The organism is Marinobacter algicola DG893 (genome assembly GCF_000170835.1).
GTDB lineage: Bacteria > Pseudomonadota > Gammaproteobacteria > Pseudomonadales > Oleiphilaceae > Marinobacter > Marinobacter algicola.
Map to the genome: position 1 here is coordinate 12,348 of NZ_ABCP01000014.1, position 16,014 is coordinate 28,361.

The window sequence follows — 16,014 nt, forward strand, 5'->3', positions numbered from 1 at the left end:
AGTTATTCCTTGCCCCTGCAAATTGTCTGGTGCGGGAAAACGGTGGCCAGCGGAGGAACTGAAGGCTCTTCCGGGCAACCCGCGGCGGGAGTATACCCAAGTTGACGACAGTTTCATAAAAAGCGTTCACATTTTCTGTATCGGCACCGTACATGTGTGCGGTAAACCCAATACACCCCCACCCGGCAAACCCTCCTTTCTCCTGTTATAATTCCGCACCTGTTCATTTAACCAGTAGCGACCGGATCTCTATGGATGTCTCCCACATTATCGACGCCCTGAACGACGCCCAACGTGAGGCGGTGACGGCCCAGAATGATCATTTGCTGGTGCTGGCCGGTGCGGGCAGTGGCAAGACCCGGGTGCTGGTGCACCGGATTGCCTGGCTGATGCAGGTGGACAAAGTACCGCCGACGGGCATCCTCGCGGTGACCTTCACCAACAAAGCGGCGAAGGAGATGCGTTATCGCATTGAGCAGATGATGCACATTCCGGCCCGAGGTCTCTGGTTTGGCACCTTTCACGGCATTGCCCACCGGCTGCTCAGGGCCCACCACCAGGACGCCGGCCTTCCGGAGAATTTCCAGGTGCTGGACAGTGATGATCAGTTGCGTCTGATCAAGCGCGTGATGCGTGAACTTGAGATTGATGAAAGCCGCTGGCCGCCGAAGCAGGCCCAGTGGTTTATCAACGGCCAGAAAGATGAGGGTCTGCGGGCGGAACATATCCAGGAAAACCCCGGCGACCATTTCACCAGCACCATGCTGACGGTCTACCGCCAGTACGAAAAGCTCTGCAATCTGAGCGGGCTGGTGGATTTCGGCGAGCTGTTGCTGCGCTCCCACGAACTCTGGCTGCATCGCCCGGAGTTGTTGAGCCATTACCAGAGCCGGTTCCAGCAGATCCTGGTGGACGAGTTTCAGGACACCAACACCATTCAATACGCCTGGCTGCAGATCCTGGCGGGAAACCGGGTGCCACTGACCGTGGTGGGCGACGACGACCAGTCCATCTACGGCTGGCGGGGCGCGAAAATCGAAAACATCCAGCAGTACCAGCGGGACTTTCCCAACGCCCGCATGCTGAGACTGGAGCAGAACTACCGCTCTACCCAGATGATTCTGAAAGCTGCCAACGCGGTCATCGCCAACAATCAGGGGCGCTTGGGCAAGGAGCTGTGGACTGATGGAAAAGATGGTGAGCCCATCAGCCTGTATGCGGCTTTCAACGAGCAGGATGAAGCCAACTACATCGCTGACACCATCAGCAGTTGGGTCAGTGAGGGCAACCTGCGCAGCGAGTCGGCGATTCTTTACCGCTCCAATGCCCAGTCCAGGGTGCTGGAAGAATCCCTTATCCGACAGGGCATTCCTTACCGGGTCTATGGCGGCCTGCGATTCTACGACCGTCAGGAAATTCGCAACGCCATCGCCTATCTGCGTCTGGTGCACTATCGCCGGGACGATGCAGCGTTTGAGCGCGTGGTGAACATCCCCGCCCGTGGTATCGGTGCCAAGAGCCTGGCGGACATGCGCGCGTTCGCCACTGAGCGCAGCATCTCCCTGTGGGAGTCTGCCGAGCGTTTGTTGGAGGCCGGGCAGGTAAAGGGCCGCGCCAAAACCGGTCTGCAATCTTTTATGGGCATCATCGAACGCCTGACGGAGATGGTGGACGACGCGTCCCTGCATGGGCTGATGAAGAGCACCCTGGAACTGAGCGGCCTCAGGGATTATCACGCCAACGAGAAGGGTGAGAAAGGTCAGGCGCGGGCAGAGAACCTGGACGAACTGGTGAATGCCCTGTCGGACTTTGAAGCGGAGGAGGGGGTTGATCCGTTATCGGAATTTATCGCCCAAGCGGCTCTGGACGCCGGCGAGGCACAAGCCGAGGTCAATGAAGACTGCGTGCAGTTGATGACGCTGCATTCCGCCAAGGGTCTGGAGTTTCCACTGGTGTTCCTGGCCGGGGTGGAGGAAGGTTTGTTCCCCCACAGCATGTCGCTTGAAGAGCCGGGGCGGATGGAGGAAGAGCGGCGCCTGGCCTACGTGGGCATTACCCGGGCCATGCAAAAGCTGGTGCTTACTTACGCCGAATCCCGCCGTTTGTATGGTCAGGAGAAATTCCACGCGCTTTCCCGCTTCGTTCGTGAAATTCCTGGCGACTGCATCCAGGAAGTGCGGTTGCGCAATACAGTCAGCCGGCCAGCCATGATGGCCCGCCCGAACGAGGGCCTGTTCAGCCAGGAACCGGACGTTGGAACGGGTTTCAGCCTGGGCCAGCGGGTACGCCATCCCAAGTTTGGTGAGGGTATTGTGATGAACAGCGAGGGTTCTGGTCATCATACCCGGGTGCAGGTGAACTTTGATGAAGGGGCGAAGTGGCTGGTGTTGGCCTACGCGCCGTTGGAGGCATGCTGAGATCGGGAGTCAGCTTTGTTTGCCAAAACTGATAGTTCGGGAGTTGGCCCAGGCACGCGGCGGCCTTTCCAAAGAAGTGTTCGAGCCATCTTAGGTCGCTTATCTTCAGGCATCCATTGCTCCACAAATTTGTTTAAAGGCTATCCCGTACCTGCGCTGGTGGTGGTTAAACCATAGCTTTCAACCAAGAAATTGGCTGCCAAAACCATCGTCGCCCACTTGAGACTCTGCTGCGAGCATTCTCAGAAAGATAAATGAGGCAAGGCTGGATCAAGTGGCCAGCGCTGTCTTGTCTCGCTGGGACCAAGGATACTCCTTAACCGGCAAGTGAATGACCGCTGAGATAGCTCCCACTCCCACGCCAACCCACCAAACCAGGGTGTAGTCGTTGTAGATGTCATACATTGCACCGCCCAGCCAAACACCTAAAAACCCGCCTAACTGATGGGAGAAGAATACCAGGCCGTAGAGCGTGCCCATGTATTTCAGGCCGTAGATATGAGCTACCAACCCCGATGTCAGCGGTACCGTGGCCAACCAGAGCGAACCCATGGCAACGGAAAACAGCACCACCGTTTCCGGGGTGATCGGCGTCATGATAAAGGCCGCCGAAACGAGCGTTCTCAGCAGGTAGACGCTGGCCAGCAGGTATTTTCGGGAGTACTTGTTCCCCAGCCAACCAGCGCACAGTGTTCCGCCAATATTGAACAACCCAATCAGTGCGATGGAAATGGCGCCAAGACCGGAAGCCGATGTCACCCCGAGTGTGTAGAGTAAGCTGTTCGGGGCAATCGGGCCGCACATTTCCGTAATGAAGGCCGGGAAGTGTGCAGTGATAAAGGCCAGTTGGTAGCCGCAGGAAAAGAAACCGATAAAAATAAACAGGAACGACGGATCTCGCACCGCACGCTTGATGACAACACCCATGGGTTCTTCGTCCCCCGTGGGCTTCTGTGGCTTCGGTGCTCGCATGAGCAGCAAGGCCATCATGGAAAGCATGATAAAGCCTGCGCAGGCAATAAAAACCGACTGCCAGGGCATCTCGCTAAGGAGAGCGTTTGCCACGGGTGGGCCGACGATCTGGCCGGCAGAACCTGCGGCCGTTGCAATCCCGAGCGCCATCGATCGGTGTTTGTCTGAAGCCGCACGCCCGACGACTGCCAGGATGACCCCAAACCCCGTACCGGCAATGCCGAAACCGACCAGCATTTCCAGCAACTGGTGTTGCCCAGGGGTAATGGCAAATGCTGACAACACCAGCCCGACGACGTAAAAAGCGCCACCGCCCAGAATCGCCTTTCGATCCCCATAGCGTTCTGCGAATGCGCCAAAGATCGGTTGCCCGATGCCCCAGAACAGGTTCTGAATCGCAATAGCGAGTGAAAACGACTCCCTGGGCCATTGAAACTCCAGGGCAATCGGCAACTGGAACAGCCCGAACGATGCGCGAACCGCAAAACTGACCAGAATGATGATGCACCCGGCGATCAGGACAGGATTGATCAACCGATCATAGGTGCCCGGGGAAGCGTTCAAAACTCTGCCCCCTGCCTCTCTGAAAGGTGATTTTCCAACTGTGGCATTCGATCTTGTCCGAAGAACATCTCGTCCCCAACGAAAAACGTAGGAGCGCCAAAGATACCACGCTCCACCGCTTCTTCGGTGAACTGTTTGAGTTCCGCCTTGACGGACGGGGCTTCACAAAGAGCCAGCACCTTGTCGGGATTGAATCCTGCCTGGTACAGCACGTCAGCCGCGACTTCGGGGTCGTTCATGTTCTTCTGATCAACCCACATCGCGCGAAACACCACTTCCAGATACCGATGAAACTCTTGAGCCCCCAAAAAGCCGACAGCACCCCGCATCAGTAGCAGCGTGTTTATCGGGAAATGGGGGTTGAAGTTGAGGGGCACACCGTAAGCCCGAGCGAAACGTTCCATATCCATGCGTGTGTAACGGGATTTCGTTGGATTCATCGCCGGCGACTGGTTGCCGGTAGCTTTGAAGACGCCTCCCAGCAGCATGGGCTTCCAGCGTATGTCTGAATGTGTTCTTTGAGCCAGCGTGGGCAGCTGTGTCCAGGCCAGGTAACTGGCAGGGCTTCCCACATCAAAATAGAAATCGATTACTTGAGTCATGGCGTCACTCCCTAAAAGGTTTCCATCCAAGGCCGGAGGTCCAGCTCATGGGTCCAGCAGTCTCTGGGTTGCTTGTGGAGCTGCCAATACTGTTCGGCAATATGGTCGGGATCGAGGATTCCGCCCTGCGCTTTCAGCGCGTAGCGATCTGGGAAGTTTTCTCGGATGAAGGCTGTATCAATCGCACCGTCGATGATTGAGTGCGCCACGTGAATACCTTTGGGCCCCAGTTCTCTGGCCATACTCTGAGCCAGGGCTCTCAAGGCGAACTTGGCACTGGCAAACGCGGCAAAACCTGGGCCGCCTCGCATGGAAGCCGTAGCACCCGTGAAGATGATGGTTCCCCGGCCCCGCGGCAGCATAACTTTGGCCGCCTCCCTGCCAGCAAGGAATCCCGCGAATGCGGCCATTTCCCACACCTTTCGGTAAACACGTCCGGTTGTCTCGGTAATCGGAAACTGAACATTGGCACCGATGTTGAACACCACAACACCGACTTCACCAATTTCCGACTCAATTTTTGAGAACAGACCGCACATAGCCTCTTCGTCACGAGCATCGCACCCCAGCCCGATGGCCTGACCGCCATTTTCTTCAATCTCCTTGACGAGCGGAGCTAACGCATCCTGATGACGCCGTGTTGCAACAACCGCATAGCCTTCTCTGGCAAATCGCTGCGCAATCGCCCCACCAGTCGCATCGCCGGCACCGATCACGACAGCCACTTGTTGTTCGTTATTTGTCATAACTCTTTGCCCCTTGCTACCCTTGGGTTCCTTTTTAGAACTCACTAATAGTCAGTTCCTTTTTGGAACCTGTCAAGTTAAAATGACGGCGGAATCCACGAGGAGTTAAGACATGCGTTGGGAAGAGCTGGATCAAGAGCCGTGTTCAGTGGCCAGAGCCTTGGCTGTTGTCGGTGATCGCTGGACACTCATTATCCTGCGGGACTGTTTTCTGGGAGTACGTCGATTCGATCAGTTCGAAAGCCGGCTTGGCATTACCCGTCATGTATTAACGGACCGGCTGAAAAAGCTCGTTGAGAACGATGTACTGACCAAAGTTCCGTATCAGGAAAAACCACTTCGAGAGGAATACCGCCTGACCGAAAAAGGACTCGCCCTGCACCCGGTAATCATGTCACTGGTGCATTGGGGCAACACGTACATGACCGATGAGCGTGGAGTTCCCCTCGTGCACATCCATAAAACCTGCGGGCACCGCATGGCTCCGGTGACTACTTGCTCCAAATGCGGTGAGGAAGTAACGGCTCGGGACGTTCGTGTCGAAGTCGGTCCTAATTGGGGGAGAACAGCCCGCGATCTGATCCCAAATCGTGCCTCCGGGCAACAGACCAAGTAATGTCATCCCAGTCCGTTTCTTGAACATTCCGAACGGATGAGTCGACTGCAATGGACTGGCATCGGGCTAGCGTTCCAAGGCACCGCCCTCGCCATATTGGCAGCATCGCCTTTCTGGCTTTTCTGATCTGGCTCTGGCTTAACGGTTGAGCATCTTTCCCTCCATATAAGATTAAGAGAGCCAAACAAAATTTTGCCGGACAAATTGCCGGTCAATTGGCCGGACAGAAAAGTAGAAAATATGATCCGATGAAACTGAGCTCCAAAACTGGAAATGGTGTCAGTGCCTATTTATACTGGCTTCAAGTAAAATAAATTGCCGTCAGAGGGAGCTGTGTGCCGCTGCTGGAAACCGGACAAATACCCGGACAAACTACCGGTCAGAAACTCAGAATCACTACACGAATTAAGGTATCAGATGACATCCTGGATGAGTGCCGCGCCTTTTGCGCCAAACGAGAAATCCTGTACGAAAGAGGGGCTTCTCGATCTGGCCAGCATCCTGAACAGGAAGGCCGCTCAGGTTGCCGGCCAGCTTGAGCCGGAGACAGCGAATACGTTGCGCCGGCACATGGCTGTCATCAACTCGTATTATAGCAATTTGATTGAAGGCAATCGAACCCTTCCTCACCAGATCCGCGAGGCCCAGCGGGGAAATTTTGAGGACGATCCGGTTGCTCGGGACAAACAGATTGAGTCTCTTGCCCACATCGACGTACAAGCGTGGATAGCGTCTGAGGATCGGAGTCTGGAAGAAGTTATTTCCGTGGACTTCATCAAAGAGCTGCATCGCCGATTCTACAGGGACTTGCCTAGCGACCTTAAAAAGGTCGAGCTGGATGAAACGGGGGAAATCGCGTGGGTTGAGGGTGGAAAATTCAGGGATCGAGGGGTAAAGGTTGGTCGGCACATACCACCAGACGCCGAAAACCTGGAACAGCTAATGACGCAGTTCTGCAACGAATATAAAAGCGTCAGACACCAAGGTGATCGACGTCTGATCGCAATCGCAGCTGCACACCATCGATTCCTCTGGATCCACCCATTCCTGGATGGCAATGGCCGAGTTGTTCGTCTTTGGACGGATGCGGCATTCCGGGCGGCCGGACTGGAAAGCGTGGGCGTCTGGTGTTTGAGCCGTGGGCTTGCGATTTACTCCGAGAAGTACAAAAGCAACTTGGCTCAAGCTGACGCCGTCCAGCAGGGCCAAACTGATGGCAGAGGCCCGCTCAGTGAGCTTGGTCTGGCCCGCTTCTGTCATTTCGTTCTGGATACCTCCGTTGACCAAGTCAGCTACATTTCAGAACTTCTGAACCTGAAATCGATGAAACGTCGAATCGAAGACTTCGTGGCGAGCAGGGATGACCTGAAACCCGCTTCTACATGGGTTCTGTATCAGGCGTTCATTCAGGGATCGATCTCAAGGTCTGATGCCCTGGCATTAACTGGGGAGCGTGATGAGCGGACTGCCCGGCGACTGCTTAAAAAGCTTCGCGATCTAGGCTTGCTGGTCGATGCAGACCCAAAGGATAGTCGCTCGCCACTTCTTTGGTCTGTTCCGGAACATGCTGAGCCCGTCTATTTCCCAAAACTCTCACCCCAGTAGGTGGTTCCCGCTTTAACGTCGAAAAGCATCGAAAGGAAAGTGTTCGCTTTTTTTTATGTGCCCGGAGTATGCCTTGGTCGCAAAGCGAACATTCAGTCGATGTATGAGGGCGTTTCATTTTCAGCACGAACAGTCCGATCATTCAGGTACCAGAGACCGCCCGGTCAATGGCTTCTTTTGCCTCCTTGGGTGAGAGAAAACGTTCCTTATTCCCAGCCGTGGAGGCACTCACTGGCTGAGTTTCACTGCTTCGATTAATCATCCCCATTGTCAGTTGCATACCAAACTTTCGAAGAATCTTATTGAGCGTTCGAACAGTGCCCGACTCTGGGTCCCTCTCAATCGCAGAGATAGTCGTGGCAGAGAACCCCGTAAGTCTTCCGAATTGCTTCTGGTTCAACCCTGTAAACTTCAGGCGAAATCGACGAAGGGCCTGGCCCAGGTGAATTTTTCCGGCTTCAAGCTCTGCAAAGGTCTGCTCTCGAATCAGCGACCGTTCGTTTGGCGTTAGCGGTGTTCGCTTCAATTTAGGCATGCTTAATAACCCCTATATCTCAGCTCGAATACAGCAAGCGTTCCAGCTGATCATGAACCAATTCCGGCTCATTCATCCTGATCGCAATATGGTTCAGCATGGCGTCTGGAGCTCCATGCCTTTTTAAGCCGGCCTTCATGTCCATCAGCTTCAGCAACTCACCTTCCATAATGCTCGCAGCTGCTTTGGTATTAACAGCAAGCTCCTCCAGAATTAGCGAATAATCTGGGTTCCGCCGCTGGTCCCGCAGGTGATGTGGCCACCATGTAGACATCGCGATTGATTCAGGGTCCAACACCATGGGGGCTATGTCATAGGCCGGCGCCAACTCAATTTCATGACCTCGCTTAATCAATGAGGTGTTGCGACCGTGGTTGTCGCGATTACCCGTTGCGGTGTTCAAAACATCCCGAACCAGGTAATCCGCGAGCAGAGCATCTTTGTCCTCGGGCTTGGTCACACAGTTCTGGAGTTTCCGGATCACGTCGACGTGATCCAGCCGAGCACCATCGCCGATCACGCCCATCATCGAATAAACCGACTCTATCCCATGACGCAAGATGCCTTCTTGCCATACTTCTCGGTCAAAACGCGGTAACCAAAGAGCAACATCGCCGTAGATGTCATCGAAAGTCGCCCCAGTGATGGAGTTAAAGCCCTGCTCCTCAAGGAACTGGTAAACGGCGGCCTCGCCCTCAAGTACCCAGATATCGTCGCGGGTCTTCTTTCCCCTCGGAAATTTAACCAGCCAGTGCCGGGCAATCTCTTCGTCGGGAATGGTTCCCTCGAGCGCATACTTGCCATCATGGTTTTCGACCAACAAAAGCTTGGGCGCGTCACCCCCGGCGCCCGTTGCGCCGCCAATTGCCACATGCAGGTTGTGAGCATACTGGATAAGGCTATCGGCCCGGGTACACACTTCTTCACGGTCGAATAGGACAACCTCTGACCTCGCAACTTCAGACTCGAAAACTTCTGCCGCTTCTTTAATTCTCAGGTTGCCAACTGGACCGATACACCCCTCAGACAAGAGCTGGTAATCGATTCGATGCTCGGGATCGCGGTCATATCCAAGGCTATTTACCCAATGTCGGCGACCAGCGCCCTGAGGAATGATGTCTCTTAAGATCGGGACGATCTCACCATTCATGTAGTCGCCAGCCAAAATGCAGGGCAGATTCACTCCCACAGCTGTCCGGTCAATTAAATCCTGATGGTCAATATCTCCAATTCGCTCGAGGGCTTTCAGAGCGTATTCAATGTCATAAGAGAATGTCGGGTTGCCTCTGAGACCTTGGTCCGGGTCTCTGAATTCGATAACGCCGGCATCATGCCACTGGTTGTCCCAGTGAATTTGGAGGGTAAGGCTCATACGCGGCCACCATAAATTGCAAGAATACTTGCAGAATTATTGGTCATCAAGGTATTTATTGCAAGTATACTTATAATTATGGAGTGATTGCACAAAAACCTGACAAGTATTCTTGCAAAATGATTATGGTGTAAAAGGAGAAGAGTGGCCAGTAGGATAATTAACCCCTTTTTTCGTCAGCCATTGATACTGAAGTGTGTCCGCCTATTGGCCAGGTGTTTCTCACGCCATTGGAAATTCCGGCTGTCCTCCGGAATGCTGCTAAGGAGTCGAACTTAACGGCACAACTCAGAAAAGGGTCGTCCAGCGATTGGCTGCGTGGCACAGGCGAAATACCAAGGGTAAAAAACGTTAATCAGCAGCGCGTCTGATACATAAATGATTCGCAGGTTGAGTGGCTGAGACACAAATTAAAGCTACGGTCGCAAAGCGAACATTCAGGTGACCACAAAGCGGACCTTTCATGGGCCGCGTGACCCCGTTTCCTCCCCCCTCCGATTCACTGAAGACTTGTCGCCATTGGAATGTCTGGCGAAACACCAACGGGCGGAAAACTCTAATCAGCAGTGCAACTAAAACAGGGATGTTTACACTTGCAATAGAGGAGGAGTCCACACACGTTCGGGCATTACACGCCCTCAGATACAGCCTGCTTCCAGATTTGGAATAATAGCGCGCCAATGGAAATGGCATCGTTGTCCAAAATTTATCAGCTTCCCGACGCATGAGGCGGTAATTCAGAATGAAGTAGTCAAAGCCTTGGTGCTGCCCTAGCCGCAATTAAAAATTGACCCTGACCCCGTTATTTCCATATCGTAATTTCGTCGTTAGTCAGCGCTTTCTGGACACTCGATCGGCTGCACAACCTTTTCGCATAAGCTGTGTACACCGGGAATTTGCTGCCCATGTCAAAGTTAGCCCGAACTCCCCACCAATAGAAAACCAGCCATAACGGGTCCACCACTGAGAATTGGGTACCGATCGCATAATCCTGGTATTGCAGCTCCTTCTCGATATCCGTAAGGCACTGCTCGTAATTGCTCCTGCCGCTCTCTTTAACTGGAGGGAAGTTTATTTCACTTGTAACAAACCTCTCAGGTCGAAATATCTGCGCATACGCGACGTGAACTGTGTTCGATGACCTGGACTTACCCCGATACACATGACACACCCCAGCCTCAAACGGAGGCCATTTCAAAGGCCTCTGGGCTGACGCCACCCAGATGGGTATGACGCCGAATTCGGTTATAGAACACTTCGATGTAGTCGAACACATCCGCCTTGGCCAGGTCACGGGTTTTGTAGATCCGCTTCCGGATACGCTCCTTTTTCAGGCTGCTGAAGAAGGATTCCGCGACGGCATTATCCCAACAATTGCCCCGACGGCTCATGCTCGGGTCTAGATTGTGGGCACGGCAGAACCGGTGCCAGTCATCACTGCCGTACTGGGAGCCTTGGTCGGAATGCACCAGCACGGTAGCTTTCGGGCGTCGACGCCAGACCGCCATCAGCAGTGCATCCACCACCAGGCTGCGGTGCAGCGTGGGTTTCATGGACCAGCCCACCACACGACGCGAGAACAGATCGACCACCACCGCCAGATACAGCCACCCCTGCCAGGTTCGCAAATAGGTGATATCGGTGACCCAGGACTTGTCCGGGCGGTCCACCGTAAACTCACGTTGAAGCTTGTTCGGGGTCAGGATTGACGGTCGTCCGGCAATCACCCTTGGCGCTTTATAGCCTCGCAGCGCTTTGATTTTATGCTCTTTCATCAACCGGGCGACCCGGTTCTTGCCGCAGGTTTCACCGGCTTCCCGAAGGTCCAGAAACACGCGTGGAGCACCGTAGACACCAGAGCTTCCCTGATACGACGCCAGGATCTGCGCCAGCAGCCGCTGGTTATCGATAGCTCGGTCAGATAATGGCTTATGCAGCCATTGATAAAACCCGCTGCGAGCCACCTGGAGCACGCGACACATGGTCTTCGTATTGAATTCGTGTCGGTGATCGTTGATGAACCGATACTTTACTCGGGCTCTCTGGCAAAGTACCGAGCGGCCTTTTTTAGGATATCCCGCTCCTCTTCAATCCGGCGCATCTGGGCCCGTAGCCTTAGAATCTCGCTCTTGGCTTCGACCAATTCGGCAGCCTGTTCGTCAGACTTATCCGGTTTCACGGCCTTAACCCATTTGTAGAGGCTGTGAGTCGATACTCCCAGTCGTTGCGACACTTCGGCGACGGTATAGCCCCGCTCCAGCACTTGTCGGACCGCTTCGTCCTTGAATTCAGGGGGGTAACGTTGGCTGCTCATGGCAATTCCTCCTATGCTCTAATCATAGGCTAGGCGTGTCCACTGCACCGGGGTAAGTCCAACCATGCAAGCAACTCCAGACAACGGGCCTCTGCCGCGGAAGCGTCGGCTGGATAGAGTCCAGAACTCGGGAATCGCCGTCCGAGAAACGCAAGTATCGCCGGCGTTTCTGTGAGGATGAAGCCATCGATCTGAAGCGCTGGGACGCGACCTTTAGGATTGATAGCGAGATACTCATTCGAGCGATTGGCACGCTCAGCTGTTGCGATCTTTCGGAGCTCGAAGGGCTCGCCGGTCTCGTTCAACACGATCTGAGGCGCGAGGGAACATGAACCCGGCGAGTAATAGAGGGCGATAGACATTGAAAGCTCCAAAGTAGTATTAATACGAAGACATAAGGCGGATAAGCGCTACAAGGACGGGTTGATCAGGTATTTCTCACCAGTCGCCTTGCGTTCACAGTCGGCCAGAATCTCCGGCTTGAGTGCATCATTGAGGCTGATGGTCTTTGTGTAGTGGCTGACGAAGGTCGTTTTGAGCTCATCGATGACTCGCTGACGCATCCGCGCCATGACCTCGGGGTCCGCCTTCTGCAGGAACAAAAAGAGCAGCCATCCGCTGACGCTCCAGGTAAAACCGAATGTTCGATCTATGACGGTCGGTCCGGTATCCAGGCCGCCGTAGATGTAGACCTGCTTAAAAGTGTCCGACCCGTAGCGGTTATAGGTGGTCATGCTGCGGCTAGCCACTATTTCCATCGCCTGGAGGATTTGGCCGGCCAGCTTGCCGCCACCGATAGCGTCGAAGCCGATGGTTGCACCGGTTTCTGCGACGGCCTCTGTCAGCTCAGCTTGGAATTCGGGGGACGTGCTATTGACAATGTACCGTGCGCCGATATCTCGGAGCATCGCTGCCTGTGCTTCGCTGCGAACGATATTGACCAGCGGGATGCCGTCCTTGAGGCAAATTTTGTTGAGCATCTGGCCCAGGTTCGACGCGGCGGCAGTATGGACGATGGCTTTATGTCCCTCGGCTTTCATCGTTTCGACGAAGCCAAGTGATGTCAGGGGGTTGATGAAAATCGACGCCCCATCCTCCACGCTCGCCTCACCGGGAAGCACGACGCAGTCCTGCGCCCGCAGTTTGCGCAGTTGCGTGTACATTCCGCCGCCGAGCATCCCGACCTTCTTGCCAAGGAAATGCTGCACGTCGCTGCCTGCACTGACAACAGTACCCGCGCCCTCGTTCCCTACAGGTAGCGGCAGGTCCAGCCGAGCCCGAATGGCGGCCAGGCGCTGTTGCGGGATGTCAGCAACCAGCGCCGGCTGCTCCGGCGTACCTTCGGCTCTGAGGGTCGACACATCGGCGGGACCGAGCAATAGTCCAAGGTCGGATGGGTTAATGGGTGTGGCCTCGACCCGCACCACCAGTTCTTCCGGTCCGGGCTCGTCTAGGTTGACCGTCTCCAGGCTCAGTCGAAGCTGCCCTCCGGAAGTCGTCAGCGATCGTAGTTCTAGTCCGTTCATTGTGTTGTTCATCTCTGTTACCTCATGAGAATTTGCCAACTGGACTTACCCCGGTCCACTAGACACTCCTGGCCATTTCGAGGATGAATACCACCCAATACTCACGAAGTCTCAGGCATTCACCAGGTTGTCTTTACTTAACCCCGTCAAGATTAAGCCTAGATGTAACGGATTCCCACCACCGTAATACGGGTTGGGCGGCCTGCCACTTTGTACCCAGTGGTGGTGCGTTTGAGATTCGAGGCTGCGCAACCTTTGCTCCCAATAATCACGCTCCGAAGGTTCTAGGGCATATTTGTGGGGCTCGGCCAGCAATCGGCGAAGCAGGAAGGCGATAAGGTAGATTAGCTGTCCCTCGCTATTCCAGACCAGGAAGAAGACGTCCCACTGATCTGACCTTTCACTCCCTACCTCCATCGCTGACAAAAACCGGCGAATATCAGTGAAGCCCAGAATTGTTTGAATGTAGTAGATCGCCCCTTCCCAATAAGCGCCCAGCTCGAACGTATCCGCTGTATCAACAGGGTACTGGGGTAAAGGACATCCACGCTCATCCTCATTGTTTTGCCACATCATGACATGGCTTTTGTATGCCTCATGCCAGTCATCGCCGGGCTTCAAATGAGGAGGCGAAGTGAAGTAATAGGTTTTTCCTCTCACCCGAACCATGCTGAAAAGGGGCGGGCCCTTGATCCATACGCCGGGGGTCGTCGTGGCTAGTTTTTCACGATATTCTTCTCGGTACTCTGCCCCCATCACAGGCAGGTGACCATGCTCTGCCTCGCCGAGCATGTAAGTAAACCAGCCGGAATATTCATAATTGAGACATCTGGTTCTCGCCATCAGCCGAGGGAACCTGAGTTTAATTTTTTCAGCTAACTCTCTCGCGGTATCTGACCTTGCGTCAGTCCAACCAAAATATTCGTTTCCAAGCTTCCCAGAAGAGTGACGCGCTGACTCAGCTCCGTCTCCTGGAAGCTCGCTCCACATTTCCCCATTCCATTGGACCTGGTCAAAAGGAAGTAGCCTGCAACGCCAAGAGGTGTCAGAAGGCGCCATTGGACAGAATACAGCGAGGTCTTGGTAGCCCTGCTTGTGGAGTTCATGAACGGCGGCCAACAGCCGAACGCATCTGCGGATTAAAGCATCTTTGATCATCACATCCGATCCTTAACAGCTGGAGGATGGGGTGGTTTTGCAGTATCTCAACATCAATAGAGAACTGAATCGAAGCGCGAGTTTTATTTTCTCGCTCCGCCACCACCAGATTTGAAGTCCAGGCTTAGTTCAATTCGCTTCAGCTCCAAAAAATGTCATTCCGCCAATCCGCAGGGAATCCCATTACCTTCTCAGAAACCGAGGGGAATTCATCGAACAGTGATTTTAAGCGCTGCTGCCAACTTGTATCGGGGCTAACCGTTCTCATTAAATGATTAAGCATGCAGAGCACCACATAGATCCGCACATGGTGGCTGGGCCGGGTCAGGGAGGCAGGCCATGGAAACGAAGCTTTCTTTGGCAGTTCCGGTTTTATGCCCAGTTCACGGTTCCACAGCCTGGCATGGTGTGCGCAAATATTGCGGACAATAGTTAGTGTGTGAAGCCAGGATTGGAGCAGGCGCCAGGGCAGATCCATCCGCTTCGCAATCGCTTTCTTATCAGAGTCTCTCGCCAACCCCGCATAAAGGTGAGACAGCGACCCCATGGTTAACTCTTCAAGAGCTGCCCAGCCGGGCATCAGCTGAGGCTCACTGTAGGTGAGACCGTAGTGCCGAGCATAGCTCTCTTTGGACCGTTTTATCTTGAGTTCGGCTCTTCGTTCTTCCGTTGTCTGGGCCAGCCTATCGATTCGATCACACTCTCGCTCGTAATCCCGCCGTTCGCTCTGCTGCTTGCCGCGAATAATCTGCAGCAGTTGCTCATGGTTGTAACCAGACTTAAAAAGTGATCGATCGAGATACCAGTGTGCACCATACATGGGACCCATATAGTTGCTGATCATGGCCCGAGCCGCGACTTCCACCCTTTCGATAGCATCCATAACCAGAAGTCGCAGCCGTCTGTCGAAAGCATACAGGTTGCTAAGATCGCGGAAACCCGCATCTTTAATAAAGTGATGATCGTTACCCGGAACCTGAAATGGTCGCATGTAAGGCGTGAGGCGGAAAAAGCTAACGACTTCGAGAAATCGAGCCGCACGCTCTTCGTCGTTGATCTGCAGCCCTCGGGCCTTCAGAAGCTCAAGCTGTTGAGGAACGTCGATGGCAGGCTTGGCGAACTGCGTCATGCCTGTTTTCTCCAGGCATAAAAAAACCCGCTCGATTTGTGCGTGACTGCCGAGGCAGACATAGGCATGGCGGGTGTGTTGGGGCTTAATATAGTGATGGCATCCTGATTATGCAAGCTCAACTTGTTCCCTCGTCGACTCTGTTACTCAGATAGCGTGCATGGTATCACCGAGCGACGACTTCGACACAGGAAGACGTTTACGTTTGAACACCGGAGTTCTATCCGCAAGCTCCTCAATGCCCAGCCACGCCATCAAGTCATGTTGGCAATTAGACCAACACCTGTCAGTTTGCAACTGCCAGGGCTTTCTGGGGATAGGTTAATTGACTAGCAGGAAAAACCGTTCTATTATTTTTCCGCGTTTATCTGCGGTCGGCTACCGAGCTTGATGCTCACTTTTCCGCTCCCATCTGCTGCACGGGAGGTTTCAACTGCAGATTGCTATCAGATTTTTTT

Annotated in this window: 14 protein-coding genes; 3 read left to right on the forward strand and 11 right to left on the reverse strand. The window is 54.1% G+C overall.

Translation table 11 applies throughout. The features are described from left to right. Positions 1-251 precede the first annotated feature (251 nt). The gene (uvrD, locus tag MDG893_RS10855) at positions 252-2,417 is read left to right on the forward strand and encodes a DNA helicase II (protein ID WP_007153833.1); all 2,166 of its coding nucleotides are present in this window, start codon (positions 252-254) and stop codon (positions 2,415-2,417) included. Between the two features lie 270 nt (positions 2,418-2,687). On the opposite strand, the gene MDG893_RS10860 is transcribed toward uvrD, so the two are convergent. The 3 genes from MDG893_RS10860 to MDG893_RS10870 are packed head-to-tail and all read right to left on the reverse strand — an operon-like array spanning position 2,688 to position 5,301. Further along, positions 2,688-3,953: an MFS transporter gene (locus MDG893_RS10860; RefSeq protein WP_007153834.1), complete on the reverse strand. Its 1,266-nt coding sequence runs from the start codon at positions 3,951-3,953 to the stop codon at positions 2,688-2,690. Then, entirely contained in the window at positions 3,950-4,555 is a 606-nt protein-coding gene (locus MDG893_RS10865; protein ID WP_007153835.1) for a 2-hydroxychromene-2-carboxylate isomerase, read from the reverse strand. The genes MDG893_RS10860 and MDG893_RS10865 overlap by 4 nt, the downstream gene beginning before the upstream one ends. Positions 4,556-4,566: 11 nt before the next feature. Beyond that, a complete protein-coding gene (locus MDG893_RS10870) occupies positions 4,567-5,301 on the reverse strand; it encodes an SDR family oxidoreductase (RefSeq protein ID WP_007153836.1) in 735 nt (244 codons plus the stop codon). 112 nt (positions 5,302-5,413) lie between these two features. On the opposite strand from MDG893_RS10870, the gene MDG893_RS10875 reads away from it, so the two are divergent. Then, positions 5,414-5,917, forward strand: coding sequence for a winged helix-turn-helix transcriptional regulator (locus MDG893_RS10875; protein ID WP_007153837.1), 504 nt, complete (start codon positions 5,414-5,416; stop codon positions 5,915-5,917). A 417-nt stretch (positions 5,918-6,334) separates the two neighbouring features. Then, positions 6,335-7,522, forward strand: coding sequence for a Fic family protein (locus tag MDG893_RS10880; protein WP_040474518.1), 1,188 nt, complete (start codon positions 6,335-6,337; stop codon positions 7,520-7,522). 142 nt (positions 7,523-7,664) lie between these two features. On the opposite strand, the gene MDG893_RS20510 is transcribed toward MDG893_RS10880, so the two are convergent. The 8 genes from MDG893_RS20510 to MDG893_RS10925 form a co-directional block, all read right to left on the reverse strand. Further along, a complete protein-coding gene (locus MDG893_RS20510; protein ID WP_007153839.1) occupies positions 7,665-8,057 on the reverse strand; it encodes a helix-turn-helix domain-containing protein in 393 nt (130 codons plus the stop codon). Positions 8,058-8,076: 19 nt separating this feature from the next. Next, a complete protein-coding gene (locus MDG893_RS10890) occupies positions 8,077-9,429 on the reverse strand; it encodes a type II toxin-antitoxin system HipA family toxin (protein ID WP_007153840.1) in 1,353 nt (450 codons plus the stop codon). 802 nt (positions 9,430-10,231) lie between these two features. After that, complete coding sequence (locus MDG893_RS21410; RefSeq protein ID WP_083797690.1) at positions 10,232-10,705, reverse strand: glutathione binding-like protein; 474 nt, start codon at positions 10,703-10,705, stop codon at positions 10,232-10,234. Continuing rightward, positions 10,608-11,743 (reverse strand): IS3 family transposase gene (locus MDG893_RS10900; protein ID WP_425268447.1). Its coding sequence is split into 2 segments (ribosomal slippage): positions 10,608-11,491 and positions 11,491-11,743, totalling 1,137 coding nucleotides; the frame shifts between segments, so codons are not numbered across the junction. The genes MDG893_RS21410 and MDG893_RS10900 overlap by 98 nt, the downstream gene beginning before the upstream one ends. A gap of 29 nt (positions 11,744-11,772) precedes the next feature. Then, the gene (locus MDG893_RS21415; RefSeq protein ID WP_007153842.1) at positions 11,773-12,105 is read right to left on the reverse strand and encodes a glutathione S-transferase N-terminal domain-containing protein; all 333 of its coding nucleotides are present in this window, start codon (positions 12,103-12,105) and stop codon (positions 11,773-11,775) included. 48 nt (positions 12,106-12,153) lie between these two features. After that, positions 12,154-13,281 (reverse strand): zinc-binding dehydrogenase, encoded by a 1,128-nt coding sequence (locus tag MDG893_RS10915; RefSeq protein ID WP_007153843.1) that lies wholly within the window; start codon positions 13,279-13,281, stop codon positions 12,154-12,156. A gap of 99 nt (positions 13,282-13,380) precedes the next feature. Continuing rightward, a complete protein-coding gene (locus tag MDG893_RS20515) occupies positions 13,381-14,430 on the reverse strand; it encodes a hypothetical protein (protein WP_157132819.1) in 1,050 nt (349 codons plus the stop codon). A 136-nt stretch (positions 14,431-14,566) separates the two neighbouring features. Beyond that, positions 14,567-15,556, reverse strand: a complete 990-nt coding sequence (locus tag MDG893_RS10925) for an Abi family protein (RefSeq protein ID WP_007153845.1) — start codon at positions 15,554-15,556, stop codon at positions 14,567-14,569. Between the last annotated feature and the right edge of the window lie 458 nt (positions 15,557-16,014).

Bases quoted from the DNA above. Each gene is read 5' to 3' on its own strand.
- MDG893_RS10915 (WP_007153843.1), bottom strand. From the start codon at position 13,281: ATGAACAACACAATGAACGGACTAGAACTACGATCGCTGACGACTTCC.
- MDG893_RS10865 (WP_007153835.1), bottom strand. From the start codon at position 4,555: ATGACTCAAGTAATCGATTTCTATTTTGATGTGGGAAGCCCTGCCAGT.
- MDG893_RS10875 (WP_007153837.1), top strand. From the start codon at position 5,414: ATGCGTTGGGAAGAGCTGGATCAAGAGCCGTGTTCAGTGGCCAGAGCC.
- MDG893_RS21415 (WP_007153842.1), bottom strand. From the start codon at position 12,105: ATGTCTATCGCCCTCTATTACTCGCCGGGTTCATGTTCCCTCGCGCCT.
- MDG893_RS10870 (WP_007153836.1), bottom strand. From the start codon at position 5,301: ATGACAAATAACGAACAACAAGTGGCTGTCGTGATCGGTGCCGGCGAT.
- MDG893_RS10890 (WP_007153840.1), bottom strand. From the start codon at position 9,429: ATGAGCCTTACCCTCCAAATTCACTGGGACAACCAGTGGCATGATGCC.
- MDG893_RS20510 (WP_007153839.1), bottom strand. From the start codon at position 8,057: ATGCCTAAATTGAAGCGAACACCGCTAACGCCAAACGAACGGTCGCTG.
- MDG893_RS10880 (WP_040474518.1), top strand. From the start codon at position 6,335: ATGACATCCTGGATGAGTGCCGCGCCTTTTGCGCCAAACGAGAAATCC.
- MDG893_RS21410 (WP_083797690.1), bottom strand. From the start codon at position 10,705: ATGTGTTCGACTACATCGAAGTGTTCTATAACCGAATTCGGCGTCATA.
- MDG893_RS10925 (WP_007153845.1), bottom strand. From the start codon at position 15,556: ATGACGCAGTTCGCCAAGCCTGCCATCGACGTTCCTCAACAGCTTGAG.
- uvrD (WP_007153833.1), top strand. From the start codon at position 252: ATGGATGTCTCCCACATTATCGACGCCCTGAACGACGCCCAACGTGAG.